A 21,311-nucleotide genomic window follows, 5' to 3' on the forward strand; every position below is an offset into this window, starting at 1 on the left:
CTGCGACACTCACACCATGTACACGACTCGCCGTGGCGGGTGTGCGTGGCTTGAGTCTCGACGCGCAAAACCCCCATGGCCCGGGCGCGCCTGCGCGTCGACCGGCCGACCGCGCGCTTCACCGACGGCCCGTCTTACTAGGCCAGCTCAAGCCCGATACCCTGGGGTAATGAGTGTGCACGCGCCGTCCCTTCCCGACCTGCGTAAAGAGGTGCACGAGGCCGCTCGCCGAGCCCGGGTGGCCGCCCGCCGCCTGGGCTCGCTGCCGACAGCCGTCAAAGACCGCGCGCTGCACGCCGCCGCTGACGAGGTGCTCGCCCATGTCGACCAGATCCTGGCGGCCAACGCCGAAGATCTGAACGCGGCACGCGACGCGGACACCCCCGCTGCGATGCTTGATCGTCTGGCCCTCAACCCGCAGCGCATCGATGGCATCGCGGCCGGTCTTCGGCAGGTCGCGGGCCTACCCGATCCGGTCGGTGTCGTGCTCCGCGGCTACACCCTGCCCAACGGACTTCAGCTGCGTCAGCAGCGGGTGCCGCTCGGCGTGGTCGGCATGATCTACGAGGGCCGACCCAACGTCACCGTCGACGCCTTCGGGCTGACGCTCAAGTCAGGAAACGCCGCCCTGCTGCGCGGCAGCTCCTCGGCCGCGAGATCCAACGAAGCCCTGGTCACGGTGTTGCGTGACGCACTGGTCAGCCAGGAGTTGCCCGCCGACGCCGTTCAGCTGCTGTCGGCCGCCGACCGGTCCACCGTGACCCATCTGATCCAGGCCCGCGGCTTGGTTGACGTGGTGATTCCGCGCGGGGGAGCGGGCCTGATCAACGCGGTCGTGCGCGACGCGCAGGTCCCCACCATTGAGACCGGCGTCGGCAACTGTCACGTGTATGTCCACGAAGCCGCCGATCTGGATGTCGCCGAACGCATCCTGCTGAACTCCAAAACTCGCCGGCCAAGCGTCTGCAACGCGGCCGAGACGTTGCTGGTCGATGCGGCGATCGCCGAGCAGGCCATGCCGCGACTGCTGGCCGCCCTGCAGGATTCCGGCGTCACCGTGCATGCGGACGCTGGTGAGGAAGACCTGCGTCGGGAATACCTGGCGATGGATATCGCGGTAGCGGTGGTCGACGGCGTGGACGCCGCGATTGCCCACATCAACGAGTACGGCACCGGCCACACCGAAGCGATCGTTACCACTAACCTTGCTGCGGCCCAACGGTTTACCGAACAAGTCGACGCCGCCGCGGTGATGGTCAATGCCTCGACGGCGTTCACCGACGGCGAGCAGTTCGGCTTCGGCGCCGAGATCGGTATCTCCACCCAGAAACTGCACGCCCGCGGTCCGATGGGGCTGCCCGAATTGACCTCGACCAAGTGGATCGTCTGGGGCTCGCCCATTACGGGCCACATCCGTCCGGCCTGACGCACTCTTTATAAGGAGCGTTCCACCATGAGCGTGCCCGCACGGTCCCTGCCGTTGTTCGCCGACATCGCTGATGTCTCGCGGCGGCTGGCCGATACCGGCTACCTGCCCGATACCGCCACCGCAACGGCGGTCTTCCTCGCCGACCGCCTCGGCAAGCCCCTGCTGGTGGAAGGCCCCGCCGGCGTCGGCAAGACCGAGCTAGCCCGTGCCGTCGCCCAGGCAACCGGCTCGGGCCTGGTCCGGTTGCAGTGCTACGAGGGTGTCGACGAGGCACGCGCCCTCTACGAGTGGAACCACGCCAAGCAGATCCTGCGGATCCAGGCCGGCTCCGGGGACTGGCAGGCCACCAAAGACGACGTGTTCAGCGAGGAGTTCTTGCTGCAACGTCCGCTGCTGACCGCCATCCGGCGCACCGATCCGACGGTGCTGCTCATCGACGAAACCGACAAGGCCGACATCGAGATAGAAGGCCTGCTGCTAGAGGTGCTCTCCGACTTCGCGGTGACCGTCCCGGAACTGGGCACGCTTACCGCAACCCGGGCGCCGTTCGTGTTGCTGACCTCCAACGCAACCCGCGAGCTGTCCGAGGCGCTCAAGCGTCGCTGCCTGTTCCTGCACATCGACTTCCCCACCCCCGAGCTGGAGCGCCGCATTCTGTTGTCGCGAGTTCCCGAACTGCCTGAGCACCTCGCCGAGGAGTTGGTCCGCATCATCGGCGTGCTGCGCGGGATGCAGCTGAAGAAGGTGCCGTCGATCGCCGAGACCATCGACTGGGGACGCACGCTGCTGGCGCTGGGCCTCGACACCATCGACGACGCGGTCGTTGCCGCCACGCTCGGCGTGGTCCTCAAGCACCAATCCGACCAACAACGCGCGACCGGCGAACTCAGGCTCAATTAGGGAAGGGGCCCAACCAAAATGGCCACCCGACGCACCCGTCCTACCCGGCCGCTCGCCCCGCATGGGCTGCCCGGTCACTTGGTCGGGTTCGTGGAAGCGCTTCGCGGAAGCGGGATTTCGGTCGGCCCATCCGAGACGGTGGACGCCGGCCGGGTGATGGCAGCGTTGGGCTTGGGCGATCGTGAGGTGCTGCGCGAGGGCATCGCCTGCGCGGTGTTGCGCCGACCCGACCACCGTGACACCTACGACGCCATGTTCGACCTGTGGTTTCCCGCCGCATTGGGCGCACGGGCGGTGGTTTTGAACGACGCCGCCGCCGGTGACCCCGACGCTCGTGCTCTACCACCCGACGACGTCGAGGCGATGCGGCAGATGCTGCTCGATCTGCTGACCGACAACCCGGACCTGGCCGATATGGACGAGCGGCTGGTCGCGATGATCGCGCGGATCGTGGAGGCCTACGGCAAATACAGTTCCAGCCGCGGCCCGTCTTTCTCGTCCTATCAAGCGCTCAAGGCGATGGCGCTGGATGAGCTGGAGGGTAAGCTGCTGGCCGGCCTACTCGCCCCGTACGGCGACGAGCCCACGCCGGCTCAGGAGCAGATAGCCAAAGCGCTTGCTGCGCAAAAGATTGCGCAGTTACGCAAGATGGTCGACGCCGAGACCAAGCGGCGTACCGCCGAGCAGCTCGGCCGCGAGCATGTTCAGATGTACGGTATCCCACAGCTTTCCGAGAACGTCGAATTCCTACGAGCATCCGGTGAGCAATTACGCCAGATGCGACGGGTAGTCGCCCCGCTGGCCCGCACGCTGGCCACCCGGCTGGCGGCCCGTCGCCGTCGCGCCCGCGCCGGGTCGATCGATCTGCGCAAGACGCTGCGCAAGTCGATGTCCACCGGCGGCGTGCCGATCGACGTCGTGCTGCACAAACCGCGACCGGCGCGCCCGGAACTGGTGGTGCTGTGCGACGTTTCCGGATCGGTCGCTGGGTTCAGCCACTTCACCTTGTTGTTGGTTCATGCTCTGCGCCAACAGTTTTCGCGCGTTCGTGTGTTTGCTTTCATCGACACCACCGATGAGGTGACGCACATGTTCGGGCCCGAAGCCGACCTGGCGGTGGCGATCCAGCGGATCACCCGGGAGGCCGGCGTTTACAACCGCGACGGGCATTCCGACTACGGCAACGCGTTCGTCTCGTTCATGCAGGCATTCCCGAATGTGCTGTCGCCGCGCAGCTCGCTGCTGGTTCTCGGCGACGGCCGGACCAACTACCGCAACCCGGCCGTCGACGTTCTCGACGACATGGTGACCGCCGCCCGGCACGCACACTGGCTCAACCCCGAGCCCAAACATCTGTGGGGCAGCGGCGATTCCGCAGTGCCGCGCTACCAAGAGGTGATCACAATGCACGAATGCCGGTCGGCCAAGCAGTTGGCGGCGGTGATCGACGAGTTGTTGCCCGTGTAAGCGCCCGGCGTGCCTCAGCGTCTCCTCTGGAACACCAGCCAGCGCAACTCGACCGGGCTTTTCTCACGTTCGACCGGGAACAGGTCCGTGCCACTGACCCAACCGGCGTACCAGCTCGTCGGCGGCCAGGCGCCGTCGGGCAGATTCGCCTTCTCGTAGTCGTAGACGGAGTCATCGGCAATGAGCTCCAGCGGTAGTCCGTTGGCAGCGTCTGCCATCTCGCGGCGCGTGAAGAATCCTGTATATACCTGCTGCCCGAACTCGCGTGCGCCCTGGTCGGGGGTGTAGCCGAGAGCCGTCAGGAAAACGCTGAAGACGATGCGTCCACCGGGAGCCAGGCGAACAGCGGCGAGCTCGAGCAGATTACGCAGCTGCTGCGTTGTCCGGAAGTCGGGCACCACCTCGGACAGCGCGATCAGCTGATAATCGCGGCCCAGATCCTCCGTGCTTGCGAAGACATCACGCACGATGACGCGCACGTTGAGGGATTCCCGTTCGGCCTCGGTACGGATCATCTCGGCGAACTTCGGGGTCATTTCCACGACGTCGACCGGGTGTCCGCGCCGTGCCAAGGGAAGGGCGTTGCGCCCGGTTCCCGCCCCGATTTCGAGCACCGGATGGGTCGTGGGGTCGGCCGCTTCGTTGGCCAGCGCCCAGATGCGCGCGTCGGGTTCGGTGCCGAACAGCGGCGGCTGCCGGGTGCTGATCCAGTTCTCGTAGGCCTCGGCCAAGGTCCACCAGCGGGCGTTGACCTGGTAGTGCAACGTCCCGCCGACGGGCGCGTTATAGGTGATGACGATGCTCGAACGCGGCGATCTGGCAAAAGCCTCGGCCAACTGGCCTTCGAGCACCTTCCGGACGTGCGCAAGTTCCTCGTCGGAAAACTTCCTGCCTACCGTCGCAAACAGGTTGTCACACATTTTCACGTATTCGTCGATCATGCCCGGGACCGCCGGAAGCGAGATTTCGCCCGTGACCACCGATCGGTGGTAGAGCTGCCGGGTCATTGCTTCTTGCAGTAGCTGCGTCGGTTCCTCCGAGGCGAGCGACAGATTGTCCACAGACCTCTTTTACACGACCGGGCGGGCTGTTGCCGGGCCATTGAATCAAAACGTGCCTGGCGGGCGCCGCTCAAGTCAGCAGTTCGACGTCCACATCGAACGCGCGATAGATCTCCAACGCTCGCCGATCGCGAGTTGCCAGGCGGAGTCGATGCTCCTTCGCGGCCGCGCCGACCAGCGCGTCGTAGACGGTCCCGCCGGCGATTGCGGCCGTCCCAAGTTCGGCTAGCAGCGACGTTGCCGCCCGAGGGCCGAGGAATCGGGTCTCTGGGAAGGTGTGGGTAAGCAGCTTCGTGACGGTGGCCGGAGTCCTGCGGGCCGGCGGCGGCAAGCGAGTCAGCACCGAGAAGGTCTCAAAGGCTGCGTGGCCAGCGAGGCCGAGCGTGTGGCCACTCAACGCGCGAAAGGTCTGCTCATGTTGTGCATGGTCGGCCACCACGAGCGCGACCGCGACGCTGGTGTCGACCAGCAGCGTGCCTGCCCTAGCGCTGGCCGGCATCGCGCAGCGTCCGCACGACCGCGTCGTCAATATCGGCTCCGCCGGCCGGTATCACCAAACGGCCGTCCCGCTCACCGAGCGACTCACCGGAGAGCGCCTCGACACGTAGGGCTGCCCCGTCGGCGGTGACCTCGACTTCACCCGGCCTGAGCCCGAGATGATCCCGCAATGGCTTGGGAATAACCAATCTTCCTGCCTTATCGATGGTTGCACGCATGCCTAGACGATACCGCGTTGCCTGGTCAAGTAAGCTGGCAAACCGTGCAAAAGCACCTTCGCAGGCTGGGTGTCATGGGTGGGACGTTCGATCCCATCCATTACGGCCACCTGGTTGCCGCCAGCGAGGTGGCCGACCTGTTCGACCTCGATGAGGTGGTGTTCGTGCCGAGCGGCCAGCCGTGGCAGAAGGAACGTCATGTTTCGGCCGCCGAGGACCGTTATCTGATGACGGTGATCGCCACCGCCTCCAATCCCCGCTTCTCGGTGAGTCGGGTCGATATCGACCGCGGCGGCCCTACCTATACCAAGGACACGCTGCGGGATCTCCACGCGCTTAACCCGGAATCGGAGCTGTACTTCATCACCGGCGCCGACGCGCTGGCTTCCATCCTGACCTGGCAAGGCTGGGAGGAGCTATTCGATCTAGCGCGGTTCGTCGGGGTCAGCCGGCCCGGCTACGAGTTGCATCACGACCACATCACCGGGGTCCTGGGTGAGCTGGACGAAAACGCGTTGACCCTGGTTGAGATCCCGGCACTGGCAATCTCGTCGACCGACTGCCGTCGGCGCGCCAAGGAACGGCGGCCGCTGTGGTACCTGATGCCCGACGGCGTGGTGCAGTACGTCTCCAAGCGCCGGCTGTACCGCCGACCGCCGGGTGAAGGCGTGCGTCCAACCACAAGCCTGTCCGCGGGGAACAACACATGACCGCCAACCAGGAAGCCATCGACATGGCGACGGTCGCCGCCGGCGCGGCCGCAGCCAAGCTCGCCAACGACGTGGTCGTCATCGATGTCTCCGGGCAGCTGGTCATCACCGACTGCTTCGTCATCGCCTCGGCGTCCAACGAGCGACAGGTCAACGCCATCGTCGACGAGGTCGAGGAAAAAATGCGCCGGGCGGGCTATAAGCCGGCGCGCCGCGAGGGTGCCCGCGAGGGCCGCTGGACGTTGCTGGATTACCGCGACATCGTCGTGCATATCCAGCACCAGGACGACCGCAACTTCTATGCCTTGGACCGACTGTGGAGTGACTGCCCGGTGGTGCCGGTGGATCTGTCGGGGACCGGGTCATGAGGGTGCGCCGGCTGGTGATGCTGCGGCACGGGCAAACCGATTACAACCTGGCCAGCCGGATGCAAGGCCAGCTGGACAGCGCGCTCACCGAGTTGGGTCGCGCGCAGGCGGGCGCCGCCGCCGAGGTGCTGGGCAAGCTGCAGCCGCTGCTGATCGTGTCGTCGGATCTGCATCGTGCCTACGACACCGCGATGAGGCTGGGGGAGCGTACGGGGCTGCCGGTCCGGGTGGACACGCGGCTGCGCGAGACCCACATCGGCGACTGGCAGGGCCTGACCCACGCTCAGATCGACGCTGAGTCGCCGGGCGCGCGACTGGCGTGGCGCGAGGACGCGACGTGGGCGCCGCACGGCGGCGAGAGCAGGGTCGACGTGGCCGCCCGCAGCCTGCCGGTGGTGACCGAGCTGGTGTCGGACGAGCGGGAATGGGGCGACGCGGGCGAACCGGAACGACCGGTGATACTGGTGGCCCATGGCGGCCTCATCGCTGCCTTGTCGGTCGCCCTGCTGAAGCTGCCGGTTGCCAACTGGCCGATGTTGGGTGGCATGGGCAATTGCAGTTGGGTGCAACTGAGCGGACATTCGGAGCCAGACGCCGACTTTGACGCGATTAGGTGGCGCCTGGACGTGTGGAACGCTTCGGCGCAGGTCTCCAACGATGTCCTCTAAGCCGGTACTTCTAGTCTTCGCTGACTCGCTGGCCTATTACGGTCCCACCGGCGGCCTGCCGGCCGATGACCCGCGTATCTGGCCTAATATCGTTGCCTCACAATTGGGTTGGGACCTCGAATTAATTGGCCGCATCGGCTGGACCTGTCGAGACGTCTGGTGGGCGGCAACCCAGGACCCGCGGTCCTGGGCGGCGCTACCCAAGGCGGGCGCGGTGGTCTTCGCGACCGGCGGGATGGACTCGTTGCCGTCGGTGTTGCCAACGGCTCTGCGTGAGCTGATCCGCTATGTGCGGCCACCGTGGTTGCGGCGCTGGGTCCGCGACGGCTATGCCTGGGTCCAGCCGCGGTTTTCGCCGATGGCTAGGTCGGCGCTGCCGCCACACCTGAGTGCTGAATATCTTGAGCAGACCCGTGGTGCAATCGATTTCAATCGCCCGGGTATCCCGATTGTGGCCTCTTTGCCGTCGGTGCACATTGCCGAGACGTATGGCAAGGCCCATCACGGCCGAGCGGGGACCGTAGCTGCGATCACGGAATGGGCACAGCACCACGATATTCCGTTGGTGGACCTCAAAGACGCTGTCGCCGAACAGGTTATGAGCGGACGGGGCAATCCCGACGGCATCCATTGGAACTTCGAGGCCCATCAGGCGGTCGCGGAACTGATGCTCAAGGCGCTCGCCGAAGCCGGCGTGCTCACCGAGAAGCCGCACGGCTGACAAATGACCCGCTCCGGCGACGATGCAGAGCGAAGCGATGAGGTGGGGGCACGCCCCCACAAGTGGGAGGTACCCCCACCCGCTTGCGGGGGAGAGCGGCGCCCGTGACCCGCGCCGGCGATGATGCAGAGCGAAGCGATGAGGAGGAGCGGCGCCCGTGACCGTCGTGGTGGTGACCGATACGTCGTCGCGCCTGCCGGCCGAGTTGCGCGAAAAGTATGCGATACATGAGGTTCCGCTGCACATCCTGCTGGACGGCGCTGATCTGCGTGACGGGGTGGACGAGATACCCGATGACATCTACAAACGCCAGGCGACTACCGCGGCGGCAACACCTGCCGAATTGTGCGCTGCCTACCAGCGGGCATTGGCGGATAGTGCCGGCGACGGGGTTGTGGGGGTGCACATTTCGTCGGCGCTGTCGGGAACCTATCGCGCCGGTGAACTGACCGCCACCGGCCTCGATCCGGTTGTGCGGGTTATCGATTCGAAATCGGCGGCGATGGGCACCGGGTTTGCCGTGTTGGCTGCCGCACGTGTCGCGGCCGTGGGGGGTGACTTGGAGGCGGTTGCGAGCGCGGCAGGTGCCGCGGTGAGCCGCACGCACGCGTTCATGGTGGTGCACCGGTTGGATAACCTGCGCCGCAGTGGGCGAATCGGTGGGGCGAAGGCGTGGCTGGGCACCGCGCTGGCGCTCAAGCCGCTGTTGCGCATCGATGACGGCAAACTCGTTTTGGCCCAACGGGTTCGTACCGTCAGGCACGCCACGGCGACGATGATCGACCGAGTCTGCGAAGTGGTGGGTGAACGCCCGGCCGCTCTCGCGGTGCATCACGTTGCCAACCCGGAGGGAGCCAACGACGTGGTGGCGGCGCTGGCGCAGCGGCTGCCGGCGTGTGAGCCGGCGATCGTTACACCGTTGGGGGCGGTGCTTGCGGTGCACGTCGGCGTCGGGGCCGTCGCCGTCTGCCTGGAGCTTCCCGAGCCCTAGCCGGCGCTGGTGGATCAACGGGCTCTTCGCGAATGAGGGTGCACCGGTAAGGAGAACACCACGCCAAGTTCTGGCTCGGATCCCGAAACCTCGGCCGCTACCGCTCATTCCTCCACCCCGAAGCTCCCAGTGTTGCGGATGTGACTAGAGAGCAACACAGCCCTGGGATTTAGAGCAGCGTCAACGGGCCGGACAGGTTGATCGGGATCCGGTTGATGGTGATCGACGGGAGGTCGAAAGCCGGCAAAGCGCCGGACAGTCCGATGCCCAGCGGGATTCGCGGAATCGTGAGTCCTGGGAATGTGAGGGACGGGATGGTGACCGACAGGGGTAGCCCGATGTGGATCGGGTCGACGGGGATCGTGAATCCCGGCAGGCCGCCTAGCGGGGTCTGCAGGTTGAACGGCTGGATCGTGAATCCTGGTGTGTTGCTTGCGCTCGTGGCACCGAGATTGATGATGGCGCCGCCGATTCCGCTGACTCTGAACGCGAAATCGCTCGTTGAAGCTGTGGAACTCATGTCGCTGACGTCGATCCCAAGGTTGAGACTAAACGGGTTGATCGTGAACGGCTCGACGGTGATCGGACCGGCGTCGGCGGTGGGGTCGAGGCCGAGGTGGATTTCCGGTGTGGAGATGGATGGGATGGTGATGGGGCCGATGCCGCCGTCGAGGTTGAGGCCAAGGGGGATCGAGGGGACGTGGAATGACGGGAAGACGGCGGGGCCGATGCCGCCGGTTGCGTTGACGTACAACAACTTGTATGGGGGAAGCAGGCTGTCGGGGGTGGCGAGTTTGACGATGGCGTGGAGCTCGGCCGGGATGGCCTGAATCGTCCTCGCGGGGATGGTGAAGGCTCCGGAGCCCGCGGACAGATTCAGGTCCACAAGGTTGTTTGCCGGGAAGGTCAGCCCGTTCGGGAAGAAGGTGGCGCCGTCGATACCGCCCGGCACATCGAAGCTCAGCGGGATCTTGTCAATCAGGATTGCCGGTGTGTTGAACGGTAGCGAGCCGCCCTTGACGGTCACCGTGAACGGGTTCTGTGTGGATCCACCGAAAATGAGTGGGCCCTGTGGGAGCGGGAACAGGCCGCTTCCCCAATTCGTGCCGAAGGCTATGAAGGCCGGGCCGGTGGTAGCCGGGTCCCAAGCCGCATTGGTTGGGGTCCAGATGACGAATTGGGAGATGGTCATGCCCGCGCTCTCGGACGCGTTGAAGTGGATGGTTGCTAGCGGGTTGCCCGTGATTGCGGCGATGGTTTGGGACGGGATGCCGATGGGGCCCAGGCCAACGTTTCCGGTGATGTGGACGGGGATGTTGGGGATCGGGATGGATGGGATGGTGAAGGCGCCGTGGTTGAGGTGGCCGTTGAGGCCGAGCTGAATGGTGGGGATGGGGATGTCGGGGATGGTCACTTGGCCCATGCCGCCAGATAGATGGAAGTCGACCAGGTTGAGCGAGGGGGGAATGCCGTCGATGGGGTTGAGTAGGGTGGCGTCGAGTTTGAGGTGCAGCGGGATCGGGTCGATCGTGTAGCCATTCGGGAAGATGGTGAAGGGCTGCAGGCCGCCGGATAGCACGAGGTTCACCGGGATGGGGTTTTCCGGAATGGACAGCCCCCCTGGGAAAAGGGTGAAGGCCGGGATGCCGCCCTGCACGTCGATAGTCAGCGGCAACGGGGACGTAGCGATCTTCGGGATGTTGATCGCTGGAATGTTCAACGCGACGGAACCGGTCCTGGCGCCACTGGCGCCGAAATTGATGGTGAGGCCGGTGGTGGGCTGGCCAGTCGTCGAGGTCGGGTTGGAGCTTTGCCCGATGAAGTAGTCCGACGGCCCGAAATCGAAGAACCCGCCAAAGTGGGTCGTGCCCGTCAGTTTGATTACGGGAAGTTGGAGGGTCGAGGCGGTGCCGGCGGGGAGATTGAAGGGAATTGTATTGGTCTGGGCGGGGATGTTGATGCCCTCGAAGAGGGTGATGGCGGGCAGGGTGAAACTTTGGTGGATGTCCAGTGGTATTGCGGGAACATCGATTTGGGGGATGGTGAAGGGGCCGATGTTGAAGGTTTCGTTGATGTTTATCGGCAGTCCCGCGACATGGATGGGGTCGATGTGGATGGGGCCCAGGTTCTGGTTGATGTCTAGGATGTTGATGCCCAGCCCGGCGCCGAATGGTCCCTGGTTGTCGCTGGTCCAGAGGACGCCGGTGTTGTGGTTGCCGGAAATGAATACGCCGGTGTTGCCATTGCCGGTGTTGGCGAAGCCCATGTTGGAGTGACCGCTGTTGAATACGCCGATGTTGGCGTTGCCTGGGTTGTAGGCGCCGGTGTTGAACTTGCCCGCGTTGAAGATGCCCATGTTGTGGCTTCCTGCGTTGGCGACGCCGGTGTTGGTGGTGCCGGCGTTGAACAGGCCGATGTTGGCCTGACCGGAGTTGGCGATGCCGTTGTTGTGGCTGCCCGAGTTGAACAGCCCCCAGTTTCCAGTGCCGGAGTTGAACAATCCGACATTGCCGGTGCCGGAGTTCCAGCCGCCGAACCCATTCAGGTTGTCGCCGGTCAGCCCGATACCCATGTTGCCGTTGCCGGTGTTGCCGATTCCGATATTGCCCGAGCCGGTGTTGCCGAAGCCGATGTTGCCCGAGCCGGTGTTGCCGAAGCCGAGGTTGTGGCCCATCAGGGTGCCAAGGCCTGAGTTGGCCCAGCCGATGTTGGCCACGCCGATGTTGCCGCCACCCAGGTTGTAGCTGCCGATGTTGCCATCGCCGAAGTTGAGGTCGCCGAGGTTGCCGTTGCCCAGGTTGTAGATGCCGGTGTTGCCCAGGCCCGCGTTCATCAGCTGGTGGTTGAGCCAAGCGACGCCCGCGTTTGCTGCGGTGTTGAGCTGGGACCCGGCATTGACGAGGTTTGCGGCGACGGCGTTGAGCAAGCCAACGCCGGAGACGGTCGTGGTCCCGCCGATCGGGATCGCCGGAATGGTGGTCTCGGGAATGCTCAGCAGCTCGGTGTCGAGCGCAAAATTGAGCGGAATGGATTGGGTATGCGTGATTCCCTTGACGGTACCGGGCGTAAGGATTTCTTGGACGAACTCGATCGGTATCGACCCGCCCAACGAAAGCGGCGCAATAGTGATGGGCCCGGTCGTGAAATCGAGCGGCACGGTCATTCCGGAGATGGACTGGGTAATGCTGAACGGCGCGATGGGACCACTGATCCCTAGCAGTACTACTGGCGCGTTGAATGCTACGTCAATTTTACTGAAGTTGATTGCAACGTCGATTTTGTTGATGGAGAGGCTTCCCGTTGCGCCAAACGGGGAAATATTGATGGGTTGGCTGGTGACGAAGCTGTAGTTCAGGTTTCCGAACAGGCCCATGTTGATCGCGGGAGTAGGAATGTCCGGGAAGCCCAGGTTGAGATTAACGCTACCCGTGCCGCCCACATGAATCGGGGGAATAGCAGGAACCGCCGGAATATGGATGGGCCCGATGCTGCCCGTGGTGCCCGGGGTTGGAGAAAGAACGGTGGAATGAATGTTAAACGGGAATTGATCGACCCTGAATCCATTCGGGAAGATGATGAACGGATTGGAGCCGACGGAGAAATTGGTAAGACTTACGGAGTTTACCGGGAAGGTAAGCCCGCCCGGGAATAGAGTGATGGGATCGAGGCCACCGACCAGGTCAAGGGTAAGCGGAGTTTGGGCAGGAATATCGATGTTCGGGATGGCCAAGGCCGTGGTGCCTAGATTCAGAATCTCCGAACCACTAGGAGTCAACCCAAGTGAGACTGTGAAAGGTTTTATGTCAAGATTCGCGGGAGCGGGATTGCCAGTACCAAAAGTCCGGGAGATACCCGGAACATCGACGAAGGGGCCGGTGATAGGGCCAATGCCTAACTGTGCGGTAATGGTGAGGGGGTCAAGAATATTCATGGCCGAAATGGTGTTTTGACCCAAGCCCACGGTTCCCGCAACGTTCAGTGGAATGTGGGGAATAGTGATCTGTGGAATGGTGAAGCTGCCGACGCTAACGGTGGCGTTGGTGATCGAGGCGTGCGCTGCGGGTACCGAGATGGGATGAACGTTGACGGGCCCGACGCTGCCGTCGATGTCAATGTGCAGCGGGATTGTGGGCAGGGGGAAGATTGGCACGACTTGGTCGGCGCTGACCTTGGCGTGTAGGTGCGTCGGGATGGTGTCAATCGTGATGGCCGGGGTGCTAAAGCCGTCGATCTGACCGGCAATGCTGATCGTCAGCGGAATCGCTTGTTGCGGAAGCGAGAATCCCGGAATGGTGAAACCGCCCGTGCCCGCCGAAGCGCCGACATCCAGATGGATCGGGTTGTCAGGAATGCTGAGACCCCCCGGGAAAAGGGTGACTCCAGGAGTCGACAGGCCGAGATTCAGCGTGATCGGGTTGACATTCAGGTGGATGACGATTGGCGCAAAAATCGGACTGGGATTAAGAAGGTTGGGAACTTTAATTCCCCCGGGGGCGAGGTCGAAGCCCGGGAGGTTAATCGTTTGATTGGGGATGTTTACAGCCGGGATAAGGGTGATGGGCGATATGGTCAAGGGGCCGACGTCGATCGGTATGGTGATGCCCCCCAACGGAATTGGGGGAACCTGGATGGGCGGAACGGTCAGCGGGCCCAGCATGAAGGTCTGGTTAAAGTTCAGCGGGATCGTGGGAAGAATCTGGATTGGCTGAATGGTGATAGGTCCGATGCCGCCATTTAGATTGAGGTCAAGCGGAAGTGTAATAGGAAAGATGTCGAAGTTAACGTTGGGGAGGGGAATAGGAAAGCCGAAGATATCGACGGCAGCAGCGCTGCCCGTACTCAAAAAGGCCCGGTTCACAAAGGCCCCATTGAGGAAGCCCGTGCCAGCCTGACCCCAATGGCTGATACCCGAACCATAAATACCCGGGTTAAACAAGCCAATGTTCCCGATACCGGAGCTGAGCAACCCTAAGTAACCCACACCGGTGTTCCCGAAGCTGAAGTTATTGCTTCCAGCGTTGTCAAGACCGATGTTGCCGCCACCGAGATTGGCGACACCCAAGTTGGCGAGGAATTGCTGGCCCGCGGTGGTGACCGAGTTGGCGGTCGCGCTTAAGCCGCCCAGCCCGGCCAGGCTCTGCACCGGCTGGCTGAACGCCTGCAACGCCGACACCACCGCCGACGCGTCGAGGTGATAGCCGGCCATCGCGGCTACATCTTGGGCCCACATCAGCTCGTACTCGGCCTCGGCGGCCGCGATCGCAGCAGTGTTCTGCCCGAACAGATTTGACAACGCCAGCGACACCAATTCGGATCGATTTGCCGCAATGACGAACGGGTCCACCGTAGCGGCCAACGCCGCCTCAAAGGCGCCCACCACCGCTCGAGCCTGCCCGGCCGCCGACTCGGCCGAGGTTGCCGCCGCATTCAACCACCCCGCGTACGGCGCTGCCGCGGCCGCCATCGCCGCCGCCGAGGCGCCCTGCCACGACCCACCCACCAGCCCCGAAGTCACTGACCCAAACGAAGTCGCCGCCGCGCCCAGCTCGGCAGCCAACCCATCCCAGGCCTCCGCAGCCGCCAGCAACGGCCCGGACCCGGCACCGGCCTTCATCAACGCCGAGTTGACCTCGGGCGGGAGGACAAAAAAGCTCAATGTCTGACCTCACATCGGGAATCAATCAGCAAGCGATTCAATCGCAAGCTACGCAGGATCTGCTCAGTATCGTGCCACCGAATTCGAGGCCGATCCGATGAATTGAACAATATTTCCCACGAAATGTCGAAGCGGGAGCTCATCGCGATCGCGGATAGCTGCGCTACAACGATCGACAGGCAATCAGCGGGTGTCGCGGTTTCTCAAAACAATAAATGGAAATGTGCAGAATGCACAGTGGCATCGTGCAGAATGCACAGTTGAACTGGCCTCGGACCGGACCCGTCGCATGTAGCGTTAGTTCGCTCTGTCCAAAGACTGATTCGGAGGTGCCAATGATGTCGTCGTACGTGATTGCTGCACCTGCGGCGTTGGCCGCTGCGTCGACGGACATCGCGGGAATCAGCGAGGCGATCAGGGCAGCCAACGCGGCGGCAGCACCGTGGACGACAGGGATTGCGGCGGCGGCTGGCGATGAGGTGTCGGAGGCTATCGCCACCCTGTTCGGCACCTTCGGCCGGGAGTATCAGGCGCTCAGCGCGGAGACCGTTTCGGTTAGTGACCAGTTTGCTCAGGCGTTTCAGCGGGGTGCGGACGCGTATGCGCGCATGGATCTGATCAACGCCTCCCCCCTGCGTCCCTTGCTCAACAACCCCTTGGTGAACACCGCCATGGGTTTGGTCAATATGCCCACCCAGCTTCTGATGGACCGCCCGTTGTACGGCGACGGCGCCGATGGCGCGCCGGGCACCGGCCAGAACGGCGGGGATGGCGGAATCATCAGCGGCAACGGCGGCAACGGCGGGACGGGGGGTGGCTCTTTTACACAACCGACGCCGGCGGAGGAAACCCCTGGTGGGGGTTACGGGGGTGCCGGGGCATTATAAAAAAAAAACAAAGTACGGAGTCGGTACGCGTAGAACGCGCAGTGATGAGATATCTAGAATTGTAGCTCCACAACACCAGTCCCCGCGTTTTTTTTTTCAGCGTGCCCCGCCCACCCGCACCCCCCACAGGGGGTCCCCCGCCCCGCGTCATATGTTTAAAGGAACCGCCGCCCCCGCGCCCCCCCCCCGTCCCCCCGCCGCCGACCGGCAGGCCTCCGCGCCCGCCGGCACCTCCGGGCATACCGCCGTAAACGCTGTTGCCGCCGGTGCCGCCGTCGCCGATCAGACCCGCGGGCCCGCCAGCACCCCCGGATACTCCAAAACGAGTGCTGGTGCCGCCGGTACCGCCGTTGCCGTACAACCACCCGCCGGCCCCGCCGGCCGTCCCCACACCTTGAGCGTTGGTATACCCGTTGGCGCCGTCGCCGATTAGCGGGCGGCCGGTCAGTTCTATGAAGGGCTCATTGATCGGGCCGGCCGCGCTCAACACGAACCGTCTGATGTTGGTGGTCTCGGCGGCCGTATATGCATTCACGCTGGCCATTACATTGCGCGTGAATTGCTGATAGGACGCTGCCATCTGCCCGGCAACGGTCTGATATTGCTGACCGTACTCGGTGAATAGCGCCGCAAGCGCGGCCGAGACCTCATCCGCGGCCGCGGCCATCACCCCGGTCGTCAGGGTCGCCGCGGCGGCGGTAGCGGCGCCGATTGCCGAGCCGATACCGGTCAGATCCGTTGCCGCTGTCGCCGCCATTGCCGGCGCTACGCTCACAAACGACATGTCGTACCTCCCCGTTAGGCCAACAATCGCGCGGTCGCGATCAATTGTTGGGATACGCAGCCACGGTGAAGCAATAGTGAAATTATTCTGATATCGCCGCCCAGGATAAGGTCAAATCCACCGACCTAGCGCCATAAGAGAGTGCACAGTGCACATATGCCTCCTACGGCAGTTCGCGCTGCGGCGACAACCCGTGGCCCCTGGACCGCGCCGAATGTTGGGCTCGTATCACGCGTACAGCCAGTCGGACCTACCCGAAGGCGGGCTAAACGAAATTATTCCGATTCGTCGTCCAGGAAACCCAACTTTTGCGGTCTGGCTGCAATTTGCCGAGGCCTAGGCCTCACGCTCGCCGGGCATTGTCGCCGCGCGGATGCACAACCTGTGGCCACCAGAACCAGCGTCCCAGCAACGTGGCGATCGACGGCATCAGCAATGTGCGCACGATCAACGTGTCCAGCAGCAGGCCGATACAGACGGTAGACCCGAACTGGCCCAGCACGCGCAGTTCGCTGCCGAGCATGGAAGCCATCGTGAAGGCAAACACCAGACCCGCCGCCGTTACCACCCCGCCGGTGCCGGCCATAGAACGGATGATCCCCGTTTTGAGTCCGGCGTGGATCTCTTCTTTGAAGCGGGACACCAGCAGCAGGTTGTAGTCGGATCCAACGGCCAACAGGATGATGACTGACAGCGCCATGACGATCCAGTGGATTTTGATGCCGAACAGGTCCTGCCAGATCAACACCGACAGTCCGAACGACGCGGCGATCGAGCTGGCCGCCGTGCCGACGATCACGAGCGCCGCGACGACACTTCGGGTCAGCAGCAGCATGATCATGAAGATCAGCGTGAGCGCCGATACGACCGCAATCATCAGGTCGTACTTGGCGCCGTCGTGCATGTCTTTGAATGTGGCGGCGGTGCCGCCGAGATGAACCTTGGCGTCGGAAAGTGAGGACTGCTTCAGTCCCTCTTGGGCGGCGGTCCGCTCGGCGTCAACCCGGGAAATTCCCTCGGGCGTCATGGGGTCGCCCTGATGAGTGATGAAGAAGCGAGCGGATTTTCCGTCCGGCGACAAAAACATTCGCAGTCCGGTCTGGAAGTCTGGGTTGTCGAACGCCTCCGGCGGCAGGTAGAAGAGGTCGTCGTTCTTGGACGCGTCGAAACTTTGCCCCATCACGATCGCCGTGTCGCTCATGGATTCCATCTGGTTGAGCATTGCCAAGAAGGTGGCGTGCATCGTCAGCGTCAGGGCCTTGGTGGTCTGCATCGTTGCGATCATCGGCGGGATCAAGGTCAGCATCTCGTGCGTGGCCGAGGCGGTGCGCTGGATGTCAGCGGTGAGGTCGTGGAACTTCTCGGCGAGCTGGTCGAACCCGTCCAACGAATCGAAGAGGGACCGAAATGACCAGCACATGGGAATGTCGAAGCAGTGCTTCTCCCAGTAGAAGTAACTGCGGATCGGCCGCCAGAAGTCGTCGAAATCGGCGATGTGGTTACGCAATTCATCGGTAATGGCCGCGGTTTCGGCGGTGGTCCGTGCGCTGTCGTCAGCGGCACGCGAAAGATCTTGCGTCACTTGATGCATGCGCTGCATGGTTTCGATCATGAACTGCATCTCGTCGGCCATCTTGAGGATGTCGTTCATTCGATCCCTGAGAAAGGCCATGTTCTGCATGGTCGTTTGGCTTTGCATGCTGTTCTGGAACGGTATCGAGCTGTGCTGAATGGGAATGCCCAGCGGCCTGGTGATGTCCTGGATCATGGCGATGCCCACCACGCGAATGACGTTCTTGGCAACCTTGTCCAGTACCAGCATGTCAGCGGGGTTGCGCATGTCGTGGTCGGCTTCGACCATCAGCATGTCCGGATTCATTCGGGCCTGAGAGAAGTGCCGATCCGCCGCCGCTTGTCCAACGTTGGACGGGGCGGAGGTCGGCAGATAGTAGCGGTCGTTGTAACTGGTCACATAACCGGGTAGAGCGATCATGCCGATGAGGACGATGGCGGCGCTTACCGCCAAAATCGGTGCGGGCCAACGCACTACCGCGGTGCCGACCTTTCGCCAGAGCTTTCCTTTGGCCGCCCGTTTGCGTTCGAAGAGGCCGAACTTGCTGCCCACGAAAACAACAGCCGGGCCCAGCGTGAGACCGGCCAGCACCACGACCAGCATTCCGATCGCCACTGGGGCACCCATCGTGTTAAACCAGGGCAGCCGGGCGAAGCTCAGACAGTACGTCGCCCCGGCAATGGTCAGGCCGGATCCCAACACGACCGGGGCCACGCCGCGAAACGTGGTGTAGTACGCCGTTTCTCGATCTTCGCCGGCCTGGCGTGCCTCTTGATAGCGGCCCACCAGAAAGATTCCGTAATCCGTTCCGGCGGCGATCGCCAGCATCGTGAGGATATTCGCGGCGAACGTGGTGAGCCCGAATACATTGTTGTACCCGAGAACTGCCACGATTCCCCGTGACGAAGCCAGCGCGATACCGGTCATGAACAGCTGCACAAGTGTGGTGACGATGGAGCGGTAGACCAGCAGCAACATCACCGCGATGGCACCCAGCGTGAACAGCGTTATTTTGGCCAGGCTGGCGTTTCCGATGAGGTGCATGTCATCGGAAAGGGCTGCAGGACCGGTGACGTGGGCCTTGACTCCGGGTGGTGCCGGGTTTCGGTCGATCACCTCGCGGACGGCTTCGACGGATTCGTTCGCGAGCGTGGTGCCCTGGTTGCCGGCGAGGTTCAACATGACGTAGGCGCCTTTGGCGTCAGCGCTTTGCGCGCCGGCCGCGGTGAGCCGATCGCCCCAGAAATCCTGGATGTGTTGGATGTGCTTGGGATCTTGGCGGAGTTGGCGAATCAGGTTGTCGTAGTACCGGTGCGCATCGTCGCCGAGCGGCTGCTGGCCTTCCAGCACGATCATGACCGTGCTGTTGGAATCGAATTCCTTGAAGTTGTGACCGAGGCGCATCATCGCCTTCATGGATGGCGCGTCCAGCGGTGTCATCGGTGCTGAGTGCTGTTCGCTGACGACCTCTAGCCGCGGAACGGCGACGTTAACGACGATCGTCAGGAACACCCAGCCCAGGATGATCGGCACCGCGAACAACCGGATGGCATGGGGGATGACGGGTCGGTGGGGGTGTCCGGATTTCTCGGTGCGCGCGACGTTTATCGGGCTGGTGTCGTCAGTGCTGAGGTCGCTCTTGCTACTCGTGTCGGTCATGCGGACTTCACCAGGCAGAAGGTCTGGGGGTTGACACCGTCAGCCTGCTTCTCTTCTCGCACCACACCATCGACGGTGATGCGGCAGCCGATCTGGTTACCGTCGCCTTGCGCCATGATGTTGGCGCTCACCGACGGCAGCGTTGTCGAAATGGTGAACGTCCACGGGAGCGCAGCAGCGTTGACCTGGTGTGTGTTGGCGTCGGCGTCCCAAAAGTTGATGTTCGCGGTGGACCCAGGGGGCCCGAAAATGTCGTAGACGACGACCTTCGGATTGAACTGCACAATCTCGATCCCGGCGCCGGCGTTCGCGTTGAGGTCTTGTGAGCCGAAGATCTTGTGCAGTCGTGATACCACCAATCCCGACACGGCGAGTACAACCACCAGGACCAGGGGTATCCATGCCCGTTTGGCGAAGCCGGTGATGGTGCCGGTAATGGGAGCCAAATTCACCTCACAGCCTTCCAGCCCTTTCGGGCGCCGATGCTGGCTTGTAACGCCAAATCGGAGAGCTTGCTTCCCTTGTCCACCGACGGAATCTTTGCTCGGCTAAGTATCGTAAACCTTAGTGCACGGGAGCGTTCCTCGGACCCCTTGGTGTGCTGAACGACACAGTTCTAGCGGGTCACCCGGCCGGTTATCGGCGGCAGATCGGCGAGCGTGACGATCCCCGGTCTTGCGGCCACGACTGCCGGGACCGCATTTGTGACCGGCATTGCCGTGTAGATCATGCCCAGGCCCATGAACCCGGGCTCGGTCCAATCCTTCGGCGGCAGGCAATGCAACACGGTGCGCATATTGGGCAGCCCGAACACCTGGATGACGTGGCCGTGTTCAAGCGGTTTCGGTGGGACCACGTGATCGCCCATGACCCAGTTGAATCCGACGCTGACGACGTTGCGATCGCCCGCCCAGCCTCGGTGGTAGCCGTAGACGCTGCCGACGGTTCCGGCCGGGATCGTCATGAAGCCAAGATCGGTATCGGCGGTGGCAGCGGTGAAGGTGACGTCGAACGTCATTCTGTCCAGCTTTGCCCCGATGGCGTCTGCCATCATCGCGGCCGACTCGGCGAAGACCTCGCTTTCGGCCCGCACGCTCTCCGCCAGCCCCGGGGTGTCGGGATCTTGGGAAAAGCCCATCGCCGTTTGGGTTTCTGCCGATTCGTACGTTGAGCAGTCGACCGACTCGATGATGCGGATCTCGTCGACGCGCTCACAGGAGGCGCTCAACACCATGCCGACCATGTTCGTCATCCCGGGATGCGCGCCACTGCCGAAGATGGTCGAGCGGCCACGCTCGCAGGCGGCGACGATGCGGTCGCGATCCTGCGGCGTTTGCTTGCCGCCCGTGATCCAGGCTGCGCTGGTGCAGACGTTGACCCCTGATTCCAGCAGGCGAACCAACTCGTCGATGTTGGGCCACAACGGGTTATAGCAACACGCGTCGGCCCCCAATGCGAGCAGCGCGTCGATGTCATTGGTGGCCAGCACCCCGGTCGGTTCCGGCCAGCCCGCCAGGTTCGCAGCGTCGACACCGACCTTGTCCGGTCCGTGCGCGTACACGCCGACCAGCTCCATGTCGGGTCTGTCGATGATGGCATGGAGCGATCGCCGTCCGATGTTTCCGGTGGTCCACTGGATAACCCGCAGTGGGCGGTCTGCGCCGGTTGTGCTCATCGGGCCATTATCGCGCTGCGATATTCGGATGCGCGGCGGCGCGGTC

Annotated in this window: 17 protein-coding genes; 9 read left to right on the top strand and 8 right to left on the bottom strand. The window is 63.4% G+C overall.

Annotated elements, in window-relative coordinates; genetic code table 11:
* The first annotated feature begins 169 nt into the window (after positions 1-169).
* The 3 genes from MSIMFI_RS15415 to MSIMFI_RS15425 are packed head-to-tail and all read left to right on the top strand — an operon-like array spanning position 170 to position 3,796.
* Entirely contained in the window at positions 170-1,426 is a 1,257-nt protein-coding gene (locus MSIMFI_RS15415; RefSeq protein WP_186243883.1) for a glutamate-5-semialdehyde dehydrogenase, read from the top strand.
* A 27-nt stretch (positions 1,427-1,453) separates the two neighbouring features.
* Entirely contained in the window at positions 1,454-2,329 is an 876-nt protein-coding gene (locus MSIMFI_RS15420; RefSeq protein ID WP_186243882.1) for an AAA family ATPase, read from the top strand.
* Between the two features lie 18 nt (positions 2,330-2,347).
* On the top strand, positions 2,348-3,796 hold the full coding sequence (locus MSIMFI_RS15425; RefSeq protein ID WP_191497853.1) for a vWA domain-containing protein: 1,449 nt from the start codon (positions 2,348-2,350) through the stop codon (positions 3,794-3,796).
* 14 nt (positions 3,797-3,810) lie between these two features.
* Here MSIMFI_RS15425 and MSIMFI_RS15430 read toward each other — a convergent pair whose 3' ends face one another.
* From MSIMFI_RS15430 to MSIMFI_RS15440, 3 genes are all read right to left on the bottom strand, one after another.
* Complete coding sequence (locus MSIMFI_RS15430) at positions 3,811-4,857, bottom strand: class I SAM-dependent methyltransferase (RefSeq protein WP_191497854.1); 1,047 nt, start codon at positions 4,855-4,857, stop codon at positions 3,811-3,813.
* A 70-nt stretch (positions 4,858-4,927) separates the two neighbouring features.
* Positions 4,928-5,356 (bottom strand): type II toxin-antitoxin system VapC family toxin, encoded by a 429-nt coding sequence (locus tag MSIMFI_RS15435; protein WP_186243879.1) that lies wholly within the window; start codon positions 5,354-5,356, stop codon positions 4,928-4,930.
* On the bottom strand, positions 5,340-5,573 hold the full coding sequence (locus tag MSIMFI_RS15440) for an AbrB/MazE/SpoVT family DNA-binding domain-containing protein (RefSeq protein ID WP_186243878.1): 234 nt from the start codon (positions 5,571-5,573) through the stop codon (positions 5,340-5,342). Before MSIMFI_RS15440 ends, MSIMFI_RS15435 begins: the two co-directional genes overlap by 17 nt.
* A gap of 44 nt (positions 5,574-5,617) precedes the next feature.
* Between MSIMFI_RS15440 and nadD the strand changes: the two genes are divergently transcribed.
* The 5 genes from nadD to MSIMFI_RS15465 all read left to right on the top strand — a co-directional run bounded on the left by nadD (position 5,618) and on the right by MSIMFI_RS15465 (position 9,031).
* Positions 5,618-6,283: a nicotinate-nucleotide adenylyltransferase gene (gene nadD / locus MSIMFI_RS15445; protein WP_191497855.1), complete on the top strand. Its 666-nt coding sequence runs from the start codon at positions 5,618-5,620 to the stop codon at positions 6,281-6,283.
* Complete coding sequence (rsfS, locus tag MSIMFI_RS15450) at positions 6,280-6,651, top strand: ribosome silencing factor (RefSeq protein ID WP_191497856.1); 372 nt, start codon at positions 6,280-6,282, stop codon at positions 6,649-6,651. Before nadD ends, rsfS begins: the two co-directional genes overlap by 4 nt.
* Positions 6,648-7,319 (top strand): glucosyl-3-phosphoglycerate phosphatase, encoded by a 672-nt coding sequence (gpgP, locus tag MSIMFI_RS15455; protein WP_191497857.1) that lies wholly within the window; start codon positions 6,648-6,650, stop codon positions 7,317-7,319. The genes rsfS and gpgP overlap by 4 nt, the downstream gene beginning before the upstream one ends.
* Positions 7,309-8,040 (top strand): diglucosylglycerate octanoyltransferase, encoded by a 732-nt coding sequence (gene octT, locus MSIMFI_RS15460; protein WP_191497858.1) that lies wholly within the window; start codon positions 7,309-7,311, stop codon positions 8,038-8,040. The genes gpgP and octT overlap by 11 nt, the downstream gene beginning before the upstream one ends.
* A 157-nt stretch (positions 8,041-8,197) precedes the next feature.
* Positions 8,198-9,031 carry a DegV family protein gene (locus MSIMFI_RS15465; RefSeq protein WP_191497859.1) on the top strand — a complete coding sequence of 278 codons (834 nt, stop codon included), beginning with the start codon at positions 8,198-8,200 and terminating at the stop codon, positions 9,029-9,031.
* A 169-nt stretch (positions 9,032-9,200) separates the two neighbouring features.
* Here MSIMFI_RS15465 and MSIMFI_RS15470 read toward each other — a convergent pair whose 3' ends face one another.
* The gene (locus tag MSIMFI_RS15470) at positions 9,201-14,687 is read right to left on the bottom strand and encodes a PPE family protein (RefSeq protein WP_191497860.1); all 5,487 of its coding nucleotides are present in this window, start codon (positions 14,685-14,687) and stop codon (positions 9,201-9,203) included.
* Positions 14,688-15,025: 338 nt separating this feature from the next.
* Between MSIMFI_RS15470 and MSIMFI_RS15475 the strand changes: the two genes are divergently transcribed.
* Complete coding sequence (locus MSIMFI_RS15475) at positions 15,026-15,574, top strand: PE family protein (protein WP_224770197.1); 549 nt, start codon at positions 15,026-15,028, stop codon at positions 15,572-15,574.
* On the opposite strand, the gene MSIMFI_RS28965 is transcribed toward MSIMFI_RS15475, so the two are convergent.
* The 4 genes from MSIMFI_RS28965 to MSIMFI_RS15495 form a co-directional block, all read right to left on the bottom strand.
* Positions 15,510-16,358 (bottom strand): PE family protein, encoded by an 849-nt coding sequence (locus MSIMFI_RS28965; RefSeq protein ID WP_263597399.1) that lies wholly within the window; start codon positions 16,356-16,358, stop codon positions 15,510-15,512. The genes MSIMFI_RS15475 and MSIMFI_RS28965 overlap by 65 nt on opposite strands.
* 343 nt (positions 16,359-16,701) lie before the next feature.
* Positions 16,702-19,590, bottom strand: a complete 2,889-nt coding sequence (locus MSIMFI_RS15485; protein ID WP_191497862.1) for an MMPL/RND family transporter — start codon at positions 19,588-19,590, stop codon at positions 16,702-16,704.
* Positions 19,587-20,042, bottom strand: coding sequence for an MmpS family transport accessory protein (locus tag MSIMFI_RS15490; protein ID WP_224770198.1), 456 nt, complete (start codon positions 20,040-20,042; stop codon positions 19,587-19,589). The genes MSIMFI_RS15485 and MSIMFI_RS15490 overlap by 4 nt, the downstream gene beginning before the upstream one ends.
* 164 nt (positions 20,043-20,206) lie before the next feature.
* Positions 20,207-21,265: an NAD(P)H-dependent amine dehydrogenase family protein gene (locus MSIMFI_RS15495; RefSeq protein WP_191497863.1), complete on the bottom strand. Its 1,059-nt coding sequence runs from the start codon at positions 21,263-21,265 to the stop codon at positions 20,207-20,209.
* Positions 21,266-21,311 lie beyond the last annotated feature (46 nt).

The organism is Mycobacterium simulans, from assembly GCF_900232995.1.
Lineage (GTDB): Bacteria > Actinomycetota > Actinomycetes > Mycobacteriales > Mycobacteriaceae > Mycobacterium > Mycobacterium simulans.

Excerpts from the sequence above, each read along its gene's own strand:
- MSIMFI_RS15415 (WP_186243883.1), top strand. The coding sequence starts at position 170 with ATGAGTGTGCACGCGCCGTCCCTTCCCGACCTGCGTAAAGAGGTGCAC.
- MSIMFI_RS15420 (WP_186243882.1), top strand. The coding sequence starts at position 1,454 with ATGAGCGTGCCCGCACGGTCCCTGCCGTTGTTCGCCGACATCGCTGAT.
- MSIMFI_RS15425 (WP_191497853.1), top strand. The coding sequence starts at position 2,348 with ATGGCCACCCGACGCACCCGTCCTACCCGGCCGCTCGCCCCGCATGGG.
- MSIMFI_RS15435 (WP_186243879.1), bottom strand. The coding sequence starts at position 5,356 with ATGCCGGCCAGCGCTAGGGCAGGCACGCTGCTGGTCGACACCAGCGTC.
- MSIMFI_RS15440 (WP_186243878.1), bottom strand. The coding sequence starts at position 5,573 with ATGCGTGCAACCATCGATAAGGCAGGAAGATTGGTTATTCCCAAGCCA.
- rsfS (WP_191497856.1), top strand. The coding sequence starts at position 6,280 with ATGACCGCCAACCAGGAAGCCATCGACATGGCGACGGTCGCCGCCGGC.
- gpgP (WP_191497857.1), top strand. The coding sequence starts at position 6,648 with ATGAGGGTGCGCCGGCTGGTGATGCTGCGGCACGGGCAAACCGATTAC.
- octT (WP_191497858.1), top strand. The coding sequence starts at position 7,309 with ATGTCCTCTAAGCCGGTACTTCTAGTCTTCGCTGACTCGCTGGCCTAT.
- MSIMFI_RS15475 (WP_224770197.1), top strand. The coding sequence starts at position 15,026 with ATGTCGTCGTACGTGATTGCTGCACCTGCGGCGTTGGCCGCTGCGTCG.
- MSIMFI_RS28965 (WP_263597399.1), bottom strand. The coding sequence starts at position 16,358 with ATGTCGTTTGTGAGCGTAGCGCCGGCAATGGCGGCGACAGCGGCAACG.
- MSIMFI_RS15485 (WP_191497862.1), bottom strand. The coding sequence starts at position 19,590 with ATGACCGACACGAGTAGCAAGAGCGACCTCAGCACTGACGACACCAGC.
- MSIMFI_RS15495 (WP_191497863.1), bottom strand. The coding sequence starts at position 21,265 with ATGAGCACAACCGGCGCAGACCGCCCACTGCGGGTTATCCAGTGGACC.